Annotated in this window: 22 protein-coding genes and 1 other annotated feature (1 of these 23 cut by a window edge); of the genes, 9 read left to right on the top strand and 13 right to left on the bottom strand. The window is 44.1% G+C overall.

Features of this window, described 5'->3' with window-relative positions:
• Window positions 1–209: a binding site (T-box leader), on the top strand; it begins 23 nt to the left of the window's first position.
• A 207-nt stretch (window positions 210–416) separates the two neighbouring features.
• The 4 genes from proB to G475_RS0103705 all read left to right on the top strand — a co-directional run bounded on the left by proB (window position 417) and on the right by G475_RS0103705 (window position 4,808).
• Window positions 417–1,535: a glutamate 5-kinase gene (proB, locus tag G475_RS0103720; protein ID WP_026700120.1), complete on the top strand. Its 1,119-nt coding sequence runs from the start codon at window positions 417–419 to the stop codon at window positions 1,533–1,535.
• Between the two features lie 2 nt (window positions 1,536–1,537).
• On the top strand, window positions 1,538–2,785 hold the full coding sequence (locus tag G475_RS0103715; RefSeq protein ID WP_026700119.1) for a glutamate-5-semialdehyde dehydrogenase: 1,248 nt from the start codon (window positions 1,538–1,540) through the stop codon (window positions 2,783–2,785).
• A 10-nt stretch (window positions 2,786–2,795) separates the two neighbouring features.
• Window positions 2,796–3,635: a pyrroline-5-carboxylate reductase gene (proC, locus tag G475_RS0103710; protein WP_026700118.1), complete on the top strand. Its 840-nt coding sequence runs from the start codon at window positions 2,796–2,798 to the stop codon at window positions 3,633–3,635.
• A 345-nt stretch (window positions 3,636–3,980) separates the two neighbouring features.
• Window positions 3,981–4,808, top strand: coding sequence for an ion transporter (locus tag G475_RS0103705; RefSeq protein WP_026700117.1), 828 nt, complete (start codon window positions 3,981–3,983; stop codon window positions 4,806–4,808).
• A 311-nt stretch (window positions 4,809–5,119) separates the two neighbouring features.
• On the opposite strand, the gene G475_RS0103695 is transcribed toward G475_RS0103705, so the two are convergent.
• From G475_RS0103695 to G475_RS0103685, 3 genes are all read right to left on the bottom strand, one after another.
• Complete coding sequence (locus tag G475_RS0103695; RefSeq protein WP_026700116.1) at window positions 5,120–6,487, bottom strand: aspartate kinase; 1,368 nt, start codon at window positions 6,485–6,487, stop codon at window positions 5,120–5,122.
• A 199-nt stretch (window positions 6,488–6,686) separates the two neighbouring features.
• Window positions 6,687–7,022 (bottom strand): hypothetical protein, encoded by a 336-nt coding sequence (locus tag G475_RS0103690; protein WP_026700115.1) that lies wholly within the window; start codon window positions 7,020–7,022, stop codon window positions 6,687–6,689.
• A gap of 5 nt (window positions 7,023–7,027) precedes the next feature.
• The gene (locus G475_RS0103685) at window positions 7,028–7,603 is read right to left on the bottom strand and encodes a nitroreductase family protein (protein ID WP_169728507.1); all 576 of its coding nucleotides are present in this window, start codon (window positions 7,601–7,603) and stop codon (window positions 7,028–7,030) included.
• Between the two features lie 237 nt (window positions 7,604–7,840).
• On the opposite strand from G475_RS0103685, the gene G475_RS0103680 reads away from it, so the two are divergent.
• On the top strand, window positions 7,841–8,146 hold the full coding sequence (locus G475_RS0103680) for a MerR family transcriptional regulator (protein WP_026700113.1): 306 nt from the start codon (window positions 7,841–7,843) through the stop codon (window positions 8,144–8,146).
• Window positions 8,147–8,305: 159 nt separating this feature from the next.
• Entirely contained in the window at window positions 8,306–8,749 is a 444-nt protein-coding gene (gene cbpB, locus G475_RS0103675; protein WP_035710075.1) for a cyclic-di-AMP-binding protein CbpB, read from the top strand.
• Between the two features lie 169 nt (window positions 8,750–8,918).
• Here cbpB and G475_RS0103665 read toward each other — a convergent pair whose 3' ends face one another.
• From G475_RS0103665 to G475_RS0103645, 5 genes are all read right to left on the bottom strand, one after another.
• Complete coding sequence (locus G475_RS0103665; protein WP_026700111.1) at window positions 8,919–9,134, bottom strand: hypothetical protein; 216 nt, start codon at window positions 9,132–9,134, stop codon at window positions 8,919–8,921.
• Window positions 9,135–9,273: 139 nt separating this feature from the next.
• A complete protein-coding gene (locus G475_RS0103660; RefSeq protein ID WP_026700110.1) occupies window positions 9,274–9,732 on the bottom strand; it encodes a YlbF family regulator in 459 nt (152 codons plus the stop codon).
• A gap of 58 nt (window positions 9,733–9,790) precedes the next feature.
• On the bottom strand, window positions 9,791–10,204 hold the full coding sequence (locus tag G475_RS0103655; RefSeq protein WP_026700109.1) for a hypothetical protein: 414 nt from the start codon (window positions 10,202–10,204) through the stop codon (window positions 9,791–9,793).
• A 57-nt stretch (window positions 10,205–10,261) separates the two neighbouring features.
• A complete protein-coding gene (locus G475_RS24180; protein WP_035710070.1) occupies window positions 10,262–10,489 on the bottom strand; it encodes a YlbE-like family protein in 228 nt (75 codons plus the stop codon).
• A gap of 14 nt (window positions 10,490–10,503) precedes the next feature.
• Window positions 10,504–10,887 (bottom strand): YlbD family protein, encoded by a 384-nt coding sequence (locus G475_RS0103645; RefSeq protein ID WP_026700108.1) that lies wholly within the window; start codon window positions 10,885–10,887, stop codon window positions 10,504–10,506.
• Window positions 10,888–11,040: 153 nt separating this feature from the next.
• On the opposite strand from G475_RS0103645, the gene G475_RS0103640 reads away from it, so the two are divergent.
• Window positions 11,041–11,541 carry a PaaI family thioesterase gene (locus tag G475_RS0103640; RefSeq protein ID WP_026700107.1) on the top strand — a complete coding sequence of 167 codons (501 nt, stop codon included), beginning with the start codon at window positions 11,041–11,043 and terminating at the stop codon, window positions 11,539–11,541.
• Window positions 11,542–11,584: 43 nt separating this feature from the next.
• On the opposite strand, the gene G475_RS0103635 is transcribed toward G475_RS0103640, so the two are convergent.
• Window positions 11,585–12,013 carry a CBS domain-containing protein gene (locus G475_RS0103635; RefSeq protein WP_026700106.1) on the bottom strand — a complete coding sequence of 143 codons (429 nt, stop codon included), beginning with the start codon at window positions 12,011–12,013 and terminating at the stop codon, window positions 11,585–11,587.
• A 149-nt stretch (window positions 12,014–12,162) separates the two neighbouring features.
• Between G475_RS0103635 and G475_RS0103630 the strand changes: the two genes are divergently transcribed.
• Window positions 12,163–12,525 (top strand): YugN family protein, encoded by a 363-nt coding sequence (locus tag G475_RS0103630; RefSeq protein WP_026700105.1) that lies wholly within the window; start codon window positions 12,163–12,165, stop codon window positions 12,523–12,525.
• Between the two features lie 307 nt (window positions 12,526–12,832).
• On the top strand, window positions 12,833–13,891 hold the full coding sequence (gene ytvI / locus G475_RS0103620) for a sporulation integral membrane protein YtvI (RefSeq protein ID WP_026700103.1): 1,059 nt from the start codon (window positions 12,833–12,835) through the stop codon (window positions 13,889–13,891).
• A gap of 173 nt (window positions 13,892–14,064) precedes the next feature.
• On the opposite strand, the gene G475_RS0103615 is transcribed toward ytvI, so the two are convergent.
• The 4 genes from G475_RS0103615 to ctaD all read right to left on the bottom strand — a co-directional run bounded on the left by G475_RS0103615 (window position 14,065) and on the right by ctaD (window position 17,602).
• Entirely contained in the window at window positions 14,065–14,622 is a 558-nt protein-coding gene (locus G475_RS0103615; protein WP_026700102.1) for a DUF420 domain-containing protein, read from the bottom strand.
• Window positions 14,623–14,754: 132 nt separating this feature from the next.
• On the bottom strand, window positions 14,755–15,099 hold the full coding sequence (locus tag G475_RS0103610; RefSeq protein WP_026700101.1) for a cytochrome C oxidase subunit IV family protein: 345 nt from the start codon (window positions 15,097–15,099) through the stop codon (window positions 14,755–14,757).
• Between the two features lie 3 nt (window positions 15,100–15,102).
• Window positions 15,103–15,726: a cytochrome (ubi)quinol oxidase subunit III gene (locus tag G475_RS0103605; RefSeq protein ID WP_026700100.1), complete on the bottom strand. Its 624-nt coding sequence runs from the start codon at window positions 15,724–15,726 to the stop codon at window positions 15,103–15,105.
• Window position 15,727: 1 nt separating this feature from the next.
• Window positions 15,728–17,602: a cytochrome c oxidase subunit I gene (ctaD, locus tag G475_RS0103600; RefSeq protein ID WP_026700099.1), complete on the bottom strand. Its 1,875-nt coding sequence runs from the start codon at window positions 17,600–17,602 to the stop codon at window positions 15,728–15,730.
• Window positions 17,603–17,610: the final 8 nt, after the last annotated feature.

The following is a 17,610-nucleotide window of genomic DNA, read 5'->3' as shown; positions in this document are numbered from 1 at the left end:
TAAGCAGCCGGCCTTCCGTTCAGAGAGCAGTGCTCCCCGGCTGAAAAGCATTGCAGGGAAGGCCGGCTGTTGAACCCGCCCTGGAGCTGCCGGGGAAATAACCCGGCCGTTATCCTTCGATACAGGAACATAGAGCGGGATGGGAAACAGATGTGTTTTTCATCTAACGAAGGTGGTACCGCGGAATGTGACATTCTTCCGTCCTTTTTCTTAAAGGGCGGAAGAATTTTTTTGAAGATAAGCACGTATGAATTTTGGGCGTTTTCTAGATCCAGCGCCCAGGCGCTCGGAGGTCCGCACGAGGGCTTACAGGATGCAGGGTCAGTTCGGTGTTGCTTCAGGACGAGGCGGTTTTAACCGAACTTTCTCATTCAGGGCGCTTGCGCTTTTCTTAAATAAAAGACCAGGTGATCAAAGTGAAAAAAGAGCGAGTTATTATAAAAATTGGAAGCAGTTCGTTAACCAATGCCGGCGGGGAATTAAGCCGGGAAAAATTACAGGAATATGTAGATGCCATTGCCGGCCTGTATAAAGAAGGACATCAAGTCGTCCTTATTTCCTCCGGCGCCGTAGCGGCTGGATTTTCAGGGTTAAAATACCCGTCCCGTCCGGTCACCCTTGCTGGAAAGCAGGCCGCCGCCGCCGTCGGGCAGGGATTACTAATGCAGGCTTACACCGAAGCATTTAATGAGTATCACATAGAAACCGGACAAATTCTATTAACCCGCGACAATTTTTCCAATAAGCACCAGTACCAGAACGCCTACTCCACTATAACAGAATTGCTGCGACGTGGTGTTCTTCCTATTATCAATGAAAATGACACCATCGCTGTGGATGAGTTAACTTTTGGAGATAATGATATGTTATCTGCTCTGGTCGGTGGTTTAATCCACGCCGATTGTTTAATCATCATCACGGACATTAATGGAATTTATGATTCCAACCCGGCTACAACCCCTTATGCAAAACGTTACCACTTCTTGTCTGAAATACAGGAAGAACAATTTAAGGAAGCCGGGGCAAGCGCCAGCAAAGTAGGCACGGGAGGAATGAAATCAAAACTTCAGGCTGCTCACACTGGATTGTCCTTGGGATTGCGGGCTTTTATCGGCATTGCTGAAGGGCCTTCCTCTTTTCAGGATATTCTCGCTGGAAAAGGAGACGGCACGTATATTGGCTTTCCCGGCCGTTTCATTTTAAACAGCAAAAAACAGTGGCTGGCCATACATTCCCTTCCCACTGGTGAAATTATTATTGATGACGGGGCAAAAAAAGCTCTGCTGCAAAAAGGAAAAAGCCTCCTGCCGGCTGGAATCGTAGAGGTTTCCGGAAGGTTTGAAAGCGGAGGTGTGGTCGAGGTCAAGGACATGAAGGGACAAATGATAGGTAAAGGACAAGTCAATATGTCAGCAGAAGAACTTATGCGGATTAAAGGCAAGTCGACACATGAAACTGCTGATATGACAGTAACTGAAAGAGCAGAAGTCATTCACAGGGATGAATGGGTGCCTGCGGAAAAGGAGAGGATGTAAAAATGGGAATCATTCTGGAACAAGGAAAAAAAGCAAAAGAAGCGGCAGAAAAGGTGTCATTATTGACGACAAAGGAAAAGAATGATCTGCTTACAGCTATGGCCGAACAACTGGAGTCAGATAAACGTTATATCCTGGCCGAAAATGAGAAAGATCTGCAGGCAGGAGAAAAAAACGGGCTTTCCCAAGCCCTCATGGACAGACTCCGTTTGTCCGAAACAAGAATCCACAGTATGGCAGAAGGGTTCCGTCATGTGAAGAGTCTCAAAGATCCAATTGGAGAAGAAATTGAATCCTGGAAGCGTCCCAATGGACTGCGCATTCAAAAGGCGAGAGTTCCGCTCGGCGTTGTGGGAATCATTTATGAAGCCCGCCCAAACGTTACAGCCGATGCAGCTGCTTTATGTCTTAAAACGGGGAATGCTGCGTTTTTACGCGGAAGTTCATCGGCCTATTACTCTAATGAAGCTATTGTTACTTCCATCCATACGGCCCTTAACAAGCAGGGTATTCCAACGGACGCTGTTCAATTAGCCAAAGACACTTCAAGAGAAGCAGCTTCGGAATTGTTTACCATGAATGATTATCTGGATGTACTTATACCACGTGGCGGGTCCGGGCTTATTCAAACTGTTGTTCAGGAGTCTTCGGTTCCGGTACTTGAAACAGGAGTAGGAAACTGCCATGTTTTCATTGATGAAACGGCGGAAAAAGAAATGGGCATTAACATTGCAGTGAATGCAAAAACACAACGTCCTTCTGTCTGCAATGCGGCAGAAACGATTCTTGTACAGGAACAATGGGCAGAACAGAACGGAAAAGAGCTGATAGCGGCCCTGGTTGAACACGGGGTCGAAGTGCGGGGAGATGAAAACATACAAGCTCTTCATTCAAGGGTGAAGGAAGCTTCTCCATCTGACTGGGAAGAGGAATACCTGGATCTAACCGCGGCAGTAAAGACAGTCAAAGATACGGAGGAAGCCGTCCGGCATATTAAGCAATACGGTACTGGGCATTCGGAAGCTATAGTCACTGAGACCCCGTTTCATAAAGAAATGTTTTATCGTAACCTGGACGCTGCGGTGCTCTATCACAATGCATCCACTCGATTCACAGATGGCTTTGAATTTGGCTTTGGAGCTGAAATCGGGGTAAGTACCCAAAAACTTCACGCCCGCGGCCCGATGGGGCTGGAAGCTTTAACTTCTTTTAAATACCTCATTGAAGGAACTGGACAGATAAAAGAATAGGAGGGCAACTATGATAGAGGATCATCATATCGCATTTATCGGCGCTGGTTCCATGGCGGCCTCCATTATAGGCGGGCTTCTGGCTGAAGAACGCATAACGGCGGCCAACATCACTGCCACCAACCATTCGAATACTCAACGGTTAACTCAGCTTGAGGAAGAATACGGAATACGTACTGTTTCCAGCACAGCGGATGCGGTAAAAGAAGCTGATATTATTGTGCTGGCAGTGAAACCAAAACACATGAAGGAAGCAGCAGCAGCAATAAAGCCAGAGCTGACAGAAGACAAATTAGTTATGTCTGTCCTTGCTGGAATAAAAACATCTTATATCGAAGAACAGCTGGATTTTCCTGTTCCTGTTATACGAGCTATGCCAAATACTTCCGCTCAAGTGGGAGAATCGGCCACTGCACTCAGCAAGGGTACACACGCTGTTTTGCATCACCTTGACCTGGCCTCTTCCTTATTTTCCGCGATTGGGACAGTTACCGTTTTTGAAGAAAACCATTTGGATGCGGTGACTGGGATATCCGGAAGTGGACCTGCTTATTTCTATTATTTTGTGGAGGCAATGGAACAAGCTGCAGCGGAAGCTGGGCTGCCGGAAGAAGAAGCTCATGCTTTAATCATTCAAACAATATATGGGGCCGCTTCCCGCCTTCGTAAATCCAACCAATCCCCCCGTTCCTTGTATAATGAAGTAATGAGTCCAGGCGGCACCACCGAAGCCGCCTTCCAGGTACTCGAAAAGCATCACATACAGGAATTGTTTCAAGAAAGTATTCAAACAGCTATTTCACAATCAAAAACACTCGGAAGAAAATATGACAACTCTTTTTCTTATTGAACCGTATAGCTGTATCTGGACGTGGCCATTTTCAGCCCTGCGGACAACGAAATGCCGCCGCCTTCCAATTCCTTAAGATATTCCTGCCCCGCCTTTCAATTCGACCCCCGCTGTATTTTTCCATAAAAATCCCCCAAACGTTCATTTTTCTCTCTAACCTTTGGGGGACGGCCCCTTCACGGGAGGGGGGCGTTCAGAATCTTTTGGCCCTTGCAGGCTTTGCCAGTCTCGTTTCACTTTTTGGACACGAATTTTCCATACTATTATCTTTTTTCTCCCCCCATCATCTAGTAAAATTTAATAGCGGCAGTACTGTAAAAAAGAAAGGAGAGCACAGTCATACATATGGAAAGTAAGCCTCTGGAACGCTGGCGGACCACCATTTCTTTGATCGTTGATCACCCCTTTTTTATCAATACTATCATGGTTGTTATATTAATCAATGCCGTTATTGTTGGTTTAGAGACATTTCCGGCGATTTACCAAAATAATGAATTTGCGTTTTATGCAGCTGACCGAGTTCTGCTATGGATTTTCACTATTGAAATTGTCGCTCGTCTGGCTGGCTCACGTCCTGTATTTTCTTACTTTAAAAGTTCATGGAATTGGTTTGACTTTATCATTGTTTTATCCGGGCATGTGTTTGCCGGAGCTCATTTTGTCACCGTCCTCCGGGTGCTTCGGGTACTGCGGGTGCTCCGTGCCATATCATTTATTCCCTCGCTTCGCAGGCTGGTCGATGCACTTTTAATGACTATCCCTGCGTTAGGCAATATATTAATTCTCATGGGGATCATTTTTTACATCTATGGAGTTATTGGAACAATGCTTTATCAGGATATTGCGCCTGATTACTTTGGAAGTCTGGGGGACGCTCTTCTAACTTTATTTCAAGTTGTAACTCTGGAATCCTGGGCCAGTAATGTCATGCGGCCTGTGATGGAACTCTCGCCTTCCGCCTGGATTTATTTTGTCAGTTTTGTCCTTGTCGGAACGTTTGTCATATTTAACCTTTTTATTGGTGTTATTGTGAATAATGTAGAAAAAGCAGAGGACACGGGAGAAAAGGAACATCCCACCGAGGTCAAAGACCAGCAGTTTTACGAATTACAGAATGAAGTCCGCGAGCTCAAACAGCTGTTGTTGGAAGAAAAACAACGTAGGGCGGAATAAGAAAGATGGAACGTTGGAGAATCCTTGGACCAAGCCATCAAGAGATAAAAAATTCCGAACGATTCGCGAGAGAATCGTTCGGAATTTTGCTTTCACAGGGCATAAGGGCAACATCTCCTCCAACTCCCTTTGGTCGTTGTGTCTTCTTTGCCCGGGCCCGGTTTGAAAAAGGAGGATCGGCTAAGGGCGGCACATCCTGGCGGGCGCCGATCTGACCCGCCTCCTGCGGGGTCTCGACACATGTGCTGTTCCCACTGGCACTTCGCTTGTTCCACCTACGAAATATTCGGGTGTCCCAGTTCCTTTCCTTTTTATTGAAGAACTTCTTTTGTACTGAAAAACTCTTCGTATAAGCCGCGTATCGCTTTATCAACATCGGCATCGTGTATGCCGAAAGAAAGCGAAACTTCCGAGGAGCCCTGATTAATCATTTCAATATTGACGTCCTGCTCTGAAATCGCTTTGGTTGCTCTTGCCGCGATTCCAACGGTTTCATGCATTCCTTCTCCAACCAGCATAATCATAGCAAAATCTTTTTCAATGTAAGCATCATCCGCCCCGAGCTCATGAAGAATCCGGTGGATGATTCTATCTTCCTTTTCGGGAGTGAGCTGGTCATTCTCCAAAATGACAGATGTATCATCAATTCCGGATGGGATGTGTTCATAGGAAACACCTTCATCTTCGATAATTTGTAAAAGCCTGCGGCCGAAACCAACTTCCCGGTTCATTAAATACTTACGAACATAAATCGTACTGAAGCCTTTATCAGCAGCAATTCCAATGACCGGATTCATTGCATATTCACGTTCATTTATAATCATGGTTCCACTTGCGGAAGGATTGTTTGTGTTTTTTACACACACAGGTATATTACTTTTGAATGCAGGGATGAGCGCTTCATCGTGAAAGACACCGAAACCTGCATAAGAAAGTTCCCGCATTTCTCGAAACGTCATTCGTTTAATGGAGCAGGGACTATCCACGACTGTTGGATTGGCGGCAAAAACCGAGTCCACGTCCGTAAAGTTTTCATAAAGTTCCGCCTGTACCCCGGCCGCTACAATCGACCCGGTGATGTCGGAGCCCCCGCGTGGAAACGTCACCAGACGGCCCTCTTTTGAAAATCCAAAGAACCCGGGGATAATCAGGATGCCATCCCTTTCTCTTAATGTGTATAAATGCTCATAGGCTTCATCGAGTATCTGAGCATTTCCCGGGGTATCACTGACCAGCAGGCCGGCTTCCTGGGGATGAATATAATCAGCGATAAATCCTATACTCTGCAGATACCGGGCGATAATTTTAGCATTATTATCTTCCCCGCTTGCTTTGATTTGATCCATAAACCTTCCACTATTGGAGGTATCGTAGGCCAGACGGCTTCTTAAATCATCTACAATGGTTTTCACAATATCCTCACTGAGCCCAAGTCCGTCTGCAATACTGCGGTAGCGGGCCACTACTTTTTGAAGCGTATCTTCCGCACTTCCATTTTCTAAAAATGTTTCGCCAAGTTCTATTAACAGATCGGTGACTTTCGTATCCTCGTCATTCCTTTTTCCCGGAGCAGAAACGACTACAAACTTCCTCTCCTGGTCAGCAGTAATGATGTCGGATACTTTTTTAATCTGTTCCGCACTTGCCAGTGAACTGCCTCCAAATTTAGCTACTTTCATCTCTCTCATTACAACTCCTATAGCGTATTTATTGTTTACTCTCTCGCCATTTCACAAATATTAGCTTATCATACGACCCGGAAGCGAACAAAGCTGTTTTTTCATTATCACACCCATTGCCTGTGTATATAAACGGCTCAGGCTTTCTTATGCGCCATACACTCCTTATCCAGCGATCATTCTTATACGTTCTATGTAATTAAGACTTCCACATTTCATCGCTCCATTTGCTTTTCATCACTCCTGCAAGTTTCAGCAGAGCGGCGTTCATCGTTACATCCTCCTCTATTAAGCTTGCTGAAGTACAGGTGGATTCTGGTTCATAATCCAGCTCTTTAGCTTCTCCATAATCCGATTCCTGTAAATAATTACTTAATTGAGCTTCATTAAAACAAGGCGGCGAGGCATAGATCTGATTAGTATGGTCTACAATGACTCTTACGTCCGGAGGAGCGCTCAGCTGTACCGGGATAAAAAAACCTGAAATAACTGCCGTCAAAAATAGAACCATTCCTGTCACCAATATTTTCTTCATCCTTGTCACTCCGTTCCATCCACCCAGCTGATACTGCCGCGTCTGCTGCGCGTTTTCGCAACTGGTATTTCCTCAGCATACCCAAGATAGATCACTCCTGCTATCATTTCTTCTTCCCCGGCGCCGATAATATCCTTTACCTTCCTGTCTTGCACGAGTTGGCCGGTTGACCATTTCGTCCCTATGCCTTCTGCCCAGGCAGCAAGCATAAAATTCTGAATCGCACAGCAGGTGGCCGCATAATCTTCTTTTTCACGAACAGGGTCCACACTGTATCGGTGAGTCGTAACCACGACTACCCAGGGAAGGTTATTAATATACGTATAGGCAGCTTCTCCTGCGTTACGGGTATGTTCTGAATTTCTGTCAAAAAAACCTTCCCATTTTAATTCTTTTTTTCGCTGCGCCAGTTTTTCTTTTGCTTTTCCCTGCAGGACGTAGAAGTGCCAGGGTTCCGTCATTTTATGATTTGGTGCATGAACAGCGCAATTCAAAGCTCTTTTAATGACAGCTGGAGAAACGTCCTTCTTTTTAAACTTATAAATGGTCCGTCTTTCGATTAATCCTTTGGTTATATCCATTTCTTTCATCCTCTCCGTACCCAGTTTCCCTTTTATTATAACCTTTTTTAGGTTTGTTCTCCCAGCCATATCTATTTATCCATCCTCCCTTCTGCAGTTCGTAAGAATTCCACCTTCCAATGTTAGTTTTTCTATTTTGAAATGTTAGTTTTTCTAACATTAATGATTTATTTTTCATTTTAATGTGATATATTTGTACATAAGAAACGCTAGTATGGAAAAAGGAGCGCATGTTTTATGTCCTCTTATAAAGATAAAAAAGTTATTACGATAGGTGTAATAAGCGAATTAACCGGATTGTCCGAACGAAAAATCCGCTATTATGAAGAGAGAAAACTTATATTTCCCGAACGTACCAAAGGGGGAACTCGCAAATACTCCTTTGATGACGTGGAACGTTTGATTGATATTGCCGATAAAATGGAAGATGGAATGCAGACATTTGACATCAGACGGATGGAACAGAAAAAACTTCCAAAAAAAGAACTGCGGGAACGTATGCTTCGCGGACAGCTTAACGCTGCCTTTAACATGAGGAAATAAATTTTTCCATGATTATACAAAGAAAACGCTTACATTTAACTTGACATATACCCCGTCTCCCTCTACTATTAAATTGGGTTGAAAAGTTAAGTACGATTCCGCATCAAGTTCGGGCCGCTTTCTTTTACCAAATTTTATTTAAAAAGAAAGTAAGTGATAATGTTGTTACAAACATTAAAAAACAGTCAGATCACCGACCATGAGATAAGTCAATTGATGATTTCACAAGAAAAAGTAGCTCATGTTCAGTCCAACCACCCTCTTGATCATGCTCTGCTGGTCCTGATAAAATCCGGCTATACAGCTATCCCGGTACTGGACAGAGAGTATAAGGTACAGGGACAGGTTGGAAAAGCACAAATCCTGGACTCCATACTGGGGATGGAACGAATTGAAATGGACCGCCTTCATGATTATTCCGTTTCCGATGTTATGACCTCCAAAGTCCCACGAATGAAACAGGATGAGACTTTTGGTAAAGCGCTGATGCTCTCCATTAACCATCCTTTTGTATGTATAGAAGACGATGAAAATGCGTTTATGGGTATCATGACCCGCCGCTCCATTCTTGCTTTAATACATCGGCATTTAGAAAAACTTTAAATACGCTGGAGAAAGATGGCCCAACGGAAATAGAAAAAAGAAAACGATGCAGCCGCTGCTGCATCCGATAACGTACTGGAACCATTTATCAGTGCAAAAAGAGGCCGAGACAAGATAAAAACCTCCCGAACGGTTTATAGATCCTTCGGGAGGTTTTGTATATCCCTATTTATCGCTGGGTCAAACATACTCTGCTTTCCGAGGATACGGCTCGAATAAAAGAGGAACGGCTATAAAAAGAGGAAGTTCTGCTAATACCGCGCACGTTTTGGGCACGACGCAGAAGTCCCCACCTCCTGAGGAAGTCGTCCTGACGGGCATCGTGACGAACTGATTTTTTCGTTTTCCCATTCCATTTTTCTTTTGTCCCAAGCTCTTTTTTCATTTTTAGTTCTCCAATAAAAAGAACTTAACCCGGGTGGTTCCGGGTTAAGTTCTTTTTTGCTTTCCAAGTTTCTATGGCATAGCTGGGCCCTGCCGGCAGATTTTCTCCGATCCGGTGCGAATAGCAGCGGCCCAGAAGCTCAAGAACAGCCGCAGCTTCCCCCGGCACCGCAGCCGCCGCCGGTTCCGCAAGACCCTGAACCGGCATTTTCAAAATAAGGGTTATTTCCAGGCAGCTTGATAGTCGGGGACACAATCCCTGCGACTTCTCCGCAAACTTCATTAAGCAGTTCCTCAAGCGCTCTCTCCGCTCTCCTGAAATCAGCCACAGAGTCATGCATATCCATTTCCCTTTTTACCGATCTGACCTCTTTAGAAATGGTTTTATAATCAGGGTGATATTTGCCGAAACGCTGTACTTCTTCATATTTATCTTTTGCTTCCGCAAATTCAGTGATCAGCCGCTGCGCTTCGTTGTCGTTTTCCATGCGGTCCCTGGCGTTGAGGTACTCTATAAAAACGTCGGACTGAAGAATAATTTGTCCAAGTTGGGAAGACTCTTCAAGTAGATCCACAGGCGTTGAAATAACTGCAGACATAGGAACACCTCCGTTCCATTATTGTAACATGCTGCAGCCCTGCAATTGAAGAACTGTTTTAAGAGGAAGGAACTTCCACTTCAAAAGTAACAGCATCTTTTTTTGTATTTCCATCATAGGAAACCGGCTGCACCTTAATAGTATGCTTTCCTGCCGGTAAATTTTTCATCACAAATGCCGCCTGTCCCATGTGAGCAGCAGTTTCTCCATTCATTTTTACCAGTAAATACCCATGTCCTTCTTTCTCCTTTTTTGATAAGGAAAATTCAGGTACGATGCATTCCACAAATAAATCTTGATTTTTTATTTTATACTGGAGAGTCCAATCCTCCATTTTTTGTTTAGTTTCACTCTGCACCGGTATTGTTTTAACATGAAGGCTTTCGTTCTCTTCCACCGCTTCGCCTGTCTGCTGAAAAAATAACACGACAACCATTAAGATGCTGCACGTACAGATCCATAATTTATGCAATTCAAAAACCTCCCTTTGCTATGGTAGTATGCAGCAAAGAAAGGTTTTTAAACGAAATTATTTAGTTGTAAATAACTGCATTACCATGGAGAGGAACTGAGCGTTTTTCTGCCATTTTTCCAAACGCTGGGGAAAAGTCTGGCCATGATATTCCCGTGAAGCTTCAATAAACTGCGGCAGCAGCTCTGGATGTTTATTCAGCTTCCTGTACCAACTGGGGTGAAAACGTATAAATGTTCGATATTCCGGCTTCGATTGAATAAATGTATAACATTCCGGGTGCACCTTACCCCTCCTTCTTAAAATCCACGGAAGGAAAATGGATCATGAGGAGGTCTGGGCGGAGCGGAAGGCTTTTGAAAGTGCTGCAGAACCTGCTGCACATTCCCCATCATTCCGCTGAATTGCGATATTTGCTTCTGTAAGTCTTCAATGTTTATTTGCCCCAGTGTTTTTATGATTGTCGACAGGGAATCTGTGTTATCATTCTTTACAATGTCCTTTTTATCCTCGTCAGAAATGCGGTAAGAAGCCCATTGTTCGTGATCTTCCCCCAGCACGACCCAATCCTGATAAAGCTGGTTCCAGGTTTGTTTTCCCTCTCGTACTTCTTTAATAAGCTCAGGATGTTTATAAAGGAATTCCCTGAACTCATAAATAGAAGCTGGAATGGAATCGTTCATTCTTCAAACACCTCCTGCATTCCTGTATTTGTTTTCATTCTACGCAGCAGCCTTTGAGTCGTTCGCCTATTTTTTCGGTTTCTTTTCGCTCCCGGCTGCGGTAAAATAAACGTTGTCTGAATAATTTCCGAAGTAGAAGGGTTGCTTTAGCAGATGTCCTATTCCAAACAAGAGCTTCAAACTAAATTTACTGCATTTATTGAAGAAGCTTCCGAAGAAGAACTAGAAGTTTTGTCTCACATGATAAACGGATGGCAGGGAAAAAGAAACAACCAATACCACTCGTTTATCGGCAGCTTCCTTCAGACCCGGAGACGCTGGCGGGAAGACAATGTATACGAGGTTGTTATTCCTGTCCATCCCGGTTTAGAAAACCCGCTTCAAATGGTTCATGGTGGAATAACAGCCACGCTCCTGGATACCTCGATGGGAGGAGCAGCCAATGAAATGGTCCCTGAAGGATGTATTTCGGTGACGATGGAAATGAAAATTAATTATGTAAAACCCGGGAAAGGATCGTTTTTAAGGGCTGAAGTAAAAATGGTCTCTAAAGGAAACAGCACGATAGTTATGGAAGGCCGAGTGTATGATGATCAGTCTGAGCTTATCGCTTATGGATCCGGTACTTTCTTTATCATATCCAGGTCTAATTAAAAGACCCGGCGATCGGCCGGGTCCGCTGCGGGCTTCTCCTTTTCTAGTGATGTACTTCCGGCCGCTCCGAAATTTCATTCAAGGCAAAAGAAGCCTGGGAATCTGTTCCTTCATCAACTGCTAAGTCCTTTAATGCGACAATGCCGGCAAGCTGTTGGTTTTCTACAATAGGCAGACGCCGAATCTGCTTCTCGGCCATCATTCGCGCCGCTTCCTGTACATCCATGTCTGGTTCGGCCGTTATAATATTGGAACTCATCACATCGGACACGTTGGCGGATTCCGTTTTTCCTTCTGCAAGGCAGCGAACGACAATATCCCGGTCTGTAATCATCCCCATTAAATTACGATCCTGAGTAACAGGGATAGATCCAATATGGTATTCTTTCATTTTTTTCGCAGCTTCCAGTACCGTGTCCTCTGGTCTGCATGTTTCTACATCACTCGTCATTACTTCTTGAATGTTTTTCATTCTATACCCTCCTTATCGTTTATCACTCTTTACTATGTACTATACTTCCCTTCCTTATTCCTATTCCTTCTATAATAGCGTTGCATCTTCTAATTTTTCGTATTATGATTAAACTAGTTGATATAGATGCAGAAAGCAGGAGGTTCAATATGAAAATCGAAGATTATGACTTTCACGGAAAAGAATTTAATTTTGGACGTTTAACAAGAATTATGGAAAATAACGGATTCATCCATGAAGGACAGTGGGATTATGAAAGAGTAACATTCGATTATAAGCTGCTTGATCAATCCGATGATGCCACCTACTTTTTACGTGTTCAGGCTGTCGCCGTGCAGGGAGAAATTCCAAAAGAGGACGCGGAGGTCCGTCTCCTCACCCCATTTTTCGGGCGTCACTATTACCCGCACGGTGTAGAATATGATGAAGATTTTCCTGATAAAATCATCAATAAATGTAAACAGAAAATCGAGAACGTTTATAACGAGTTGGTGGAAGCAGAACAGGCGTGATCTGCTTATACATAAACCGGAGGAATAAAAATTCTCCGGTTTTTTTAGGAATACTGTTTTATAAAATGAAATACGGACAGCGTCATTTCCACCCCCGGGATGAGACTGGCCCTGCACCTGCCGCAGCGTCTCAGGAGTCTGCGCTGCAGGCCCGAACCAGTTCGTGGTCCGTAGTTCGGGAAACAAGAGTTTACGGAGGCTTGACACCGAAAAAGGCTTTTTTCTGTTCAATCTACAGCTGCCATATTATAATAGGAATCGTAACATTTCGTTTGAAACAGGGGAACTTGTCGAAAGGAGCATGACTGTGCCGTCGATTTTCAACAAAAAAATAATGCTTCGAATCGCAACGATTTTACTGCTCTTAACAGGAGCCTATTTTATTCTGCCCGTATCCGGACCCATTATTCTTGCCTTGTTAACGGCATTGTTTTTATCTCCAGCGGTCCGATTTTTACATGACAAAATAAATATAACCCGCAGTATCTCAGTCATGATTGTCTTTGTCTTTTTCTTGTTCATTCTTACGCTTTGCGGATACTTTATTATCACCCAGGTGGTTTCGCAGGCCGTATATTTCGTTGATAATCTTCCAAAGTACGTCAATGATTTGAATCAGGCCCTTTTAAGCCTGCAGTCAAGAATTGAAACGGCCTACCAGGACATGAATCTGCCTCCGGAAGCAATTGAACAGATTAATGCTCAAATTATCAGCGGTCTCGAAAGTTCGAGAGAGACCTTGCTGTCCTATGTTGATAAAATTCCCGGGATGCTCGCATCTATTCCCGGATTTATCGTATCTCTGCTCGTCTATTTAATCGCGCTGTTTTTATTTCTTATGGACCTGCCGCGGTTAAAAAGAAAAATGTACTCGTTTATGACAGAGGATTCGGCTGAGAAATTCAAATTTATGACCTCGCGGCTCTCCTATGTCATTCTTGGTTTTTTCAAGGCTCAATTTCTAGTCAGTATTATAATTTTTATTGTCACCTTGATCAGTTTATATATATTTACACCCGACGTGGCACTGTTAATGTCAATCATTATCTGGCTGATTGATTTTATACCTATTATTGGTTCGATTGCAGTCCTGGCCCCATGGTCTCTTTATCATTTTATCGCGGGAGATCTGCTTCTTGGTACCCAGCTTCTCGTTCTCGCGATTGTATTATTAGTCATACGCCGTACCGTAGAACCTAAAGTTATGGGAAGCCATATCGGCCTCTCTGCTCTTGCAACATTAATTTCACTGTATATAGGACTCTCCCTTTTAGGGGTGATTGGTTTCATTGTTGGCCCCCTCAGTGTGATCGCCTTTACGTCTGCCAGAGAAGCCGGCATTATTAAACTGAACTTCAAAATTTAAATAAGAAGGGGACTTTAATAACGCCTCTGCTGCAGACGGGACGCTCTTTCGCGGCCAGCGCCAGTTTTCAGGCAATTTTTCAAACACCGACTCTAATCTTCTAAAAAAGCAGGGACAGCCTTTTTGTGGGCCGCCCCTGCTTTGCTTATGCGATTCACAATGCGCAAAAACGGTTAATAATACGGGGAAATCATCAGGTAAACTATGACGCCTGTAATGCTGACATACAGCCATAACGGCATAGTCAGGCGCGCAATTTTCCGGTGTTTGGCCACTTGAAATTTTATCCCTCGTAAAAATGTAATCACAGCTAAAGGGACGATAACCGCAGCCAGGATAATATGGGAAACGAGTATAAAGTAATACACGCCGGCTATCCATCCACTTCCCCCATAGGCAGTTGACTCTGCAAGATAATGGTAGATTAAATAGGTAATCAAAAACAGGGAAGTACTGGTGAAAGCAGCATAAATAAAACGACGGTGCATCTTTATATTTTTTCGAAGAATGAAAAACAATGCGCTCACTAAAAACACCGTAGTAAAACTGTTAAATATCGCATTCAGCATGGGCAGAATCGTAAGATCAAATCCAACTTCTCCGTTGTACCCATCTATAAAAAATAAAACCGTAATAAGCCCGTTGATGATAACGGTTAAAATAACAGCAATCCATGCATGACTCCTGCTCCTGCCCTGATTTTCCGGAGATGAGGTATCATCTGCTGCCACAGCTGTTCCCTCCTTTTACTTCGATCTGCTTCTATTATACATGAAAGAATAAGGTTTCACTCCCCTGATCTATAACGATCAAGTGAACGTAAAACTGCTCCTTCCGCCAGCGAAAGGAGCAGTCCTCATCATTTAATACTTCGTCACGCCAAGCAATAGAACGAGCGCAATAACAGCCGGTGTTGCAACAACAATTCCTGTCATCATAAAAGCATTCGGCCACTGATGATCTTTGTCTTTCAGATGCATGAAGTAGAACAACTGCAGGACAAACTGGACAACGGCAAGCAGCAGAATAAACGGGATCGTGAACCCTGGTTCTACCATTTCCATTCCAACGGCAAGAAAGGCAAGCAAAGTCAAGAAGATCATGAACGCAAAGGCTGTAATCTGAATTCGTCTTTCCCGGTTTATTTTTAAGATTTCTTCATGGGAAAGAGCACTTTGAGAAAACGGTTTGGAAAGATCATCCGACATTTTTTACGCACCTCCTATCGACATTAAATATACAACAGTAAAGATAAATACCCAGACGACGTCAATGAAGTGCCAGTACAGGCTCGCTACATAAAACTTGGGGGCATTGGTCAGTGTGATTCCGGTGCGGCTGTACCGTATCATGAGCGTGATAAACCAGAAAAGACCAAATGTAACGTGGGCTCCATGCAGTCCTACCAGAGAGTAAAACGATGAGCCAAAGGCACTTGTAGTGAAACCAAGTCCGCCGTGATGAACGTATTCATAAAACTCATAGATTTCACATGCGAGAAAGCCAAAACCAAGAAGTACGGTAATGACAGTCAAAATGATCATATTTCTAAAGTTGTTTTTCTTCATGGAGAACATTGCTAATACACTGGTCAAGGAACTTGTCAACAGGAGCATGGTCATGAGAAAGACCAAGGGCAGGGAGAATAATTCCTCCGCAGACGGCCCCCCTGCCGTGCCTTCCCGCAGTCCCAGAAACGTCCCAAAAAACGTAGCAAACATAATTGTCTCGCCGCCGAGAAACACCCAAAATCCCAGGAATTTATTTTTCCCTTCCAATGTTGCCTTCTCGGGATTTGGCGGCAGTCCTTTACTTACATCAACAGAATCAGACATGTTAGCCTACCTCCTTTTCGATCTTTTTAATCTTATCAAGAGGTATGTGATAGCCATGATCTTCATGGATAGAATGAAGCAGCATCGATCCAAAGGTAATAATAACTCCGGTGCCTATCACAATCCATGGTGTGATAATCGGGTTAGCCATTTCCAGCATAATCATGCCGAATCCCCACACAAACAGGCCAAGCCCAATCGTAAGCGGCAGAATAGACCCATTAGGCATATGAATGTCATCCATAGGTTCGGCCGGTTTCATTAACCCTTCTCCATGCACTTTTTCGTAAAACCATGGATCAAGCGAACGAACCTGCGGAGTCTGGGCGAAATTATATTCCGGTACAGGAGTGGTGGTCGACCATTCCAGCGTACGGGCGTCCCATGGGTCTCTGACAGTAATTCGTTCAGAGGTGAATGCCGAGTAGACAATGTTGATAAGGAGAACCACCACGCCTGCTCCCATCATAAATGCCCCGATGCTCGAAACCAAATTCATTGTTTCCATGCCCTGGCCTTCAAGATAGGTAAATACCCGTCTCGGCATACCGATCAAGCCTAATATATGCTGAATAAAGAATGTCAGATGAAAACCAATATAAAACAGCCAAAACATTAATTGTCCCAGTTTTTCATTTAATTTGTGACCGAACATTTTCGGATACCAGTAATAGGTTCCTGCCAGCAGTCCCAGTGCAATACCTCCGACCACAATATAGTGGAAGTGGGCAACCACGAAGTAGGTATCGTGATATAAGTAGTCGACCGGAACCATCGCAAGCATGACACCGGTTACTCCGCCCAGGACAAATGTCGGAACGAAGGAAGACGCACACAGCATGGCTGTATTAAATGTAATTTTACCGCCCCACATCGTAAACAGCCAGTTAAATATTTTAATACCTGTAGGCACTCCGATGGCCATCGTTGCAATCGCAAATACGGAGTTTGTGATTGGACCGATGCCAACAGTAAACATGTGGTGCACCCATACCATAAAGGAAAGAAATGCAATGATAAGGGTGGCAAATACCATGGCGGTGTAGCCGAATAAACGCTTTCTGGAGAATGCGGGTACTACTTCCGAAATAATACCAAACGCAGGGAGAACCAGAATATATACTTCCGGGTGACCAAAAATCCAGAAAATGTGCTGCCAAAGCACAGGATTTCCTCCTGCATCCGGCATAAAGAACTGGCCGCCAAAAATCCGGTCCAGCATAAGCAGCGCCAGCCCTGCTGCAAGCGGAGTGAAGGCAAATACAATAAGTATGGAAGTAACAAGACCGGTCCAGCAGAATAAAGGCATTCTCATCATGGTCATCCCTGGTGCCCTCATATTAATAATGGTGACGATAAAGTTAATCGCAGAGATAAGTGTCCCCAAACCACTGATCTGCAGCCCCAGTACATAAAAATCCAATCCGAGATCTGCATATTCTCCGCTGGATAATGGGACATAAGCCGTCCAGCCCGCATCTGGAGCTCCTCCAAAAAACCAGCTTAAACTTACAAGCAGTCCACCAAAAAAGAAAATCCAAAAACCAAGCGCGTTTACAAACGGAAACGCAACATCTCTGGCCCCGATCTGTAACGGGACCGCAAAGTTCATAAATGCAAATATCAACGGGGTAACCGCTAAGAAGAGCATAATGGTCCCGTGCATGGTTATAAATTCGTTAAATGTCTGTCCGCTCAAAAAGGTATTCTCCGCAGACATCAACTGAATCCGCATAAAAATTGCCATTGCGCCGGCTTTTATAAAAAACAGGGCGCCGGCTATTAAATACAAAACGGCCAGCTTTTTATGGTCGACTGTCGTTAACCAGTCCCACAATACGCTTTTATTATTGTTAGCAGCAGTTTCTGTTGCCACGTCATTGA

It is taken from the genome of Salibacterium aidingense DSM 18341 (assembly GCF_000429685.1).
Classification (GTDB): Bacteria; Bacillota; Bacilli; order Bacillales; family Marinococcaceae; genus Salibacterium; species Salibacterium aidingense.
This window is presented reverse-complemented; position numbering and strand designations above follow the sequence as displayed.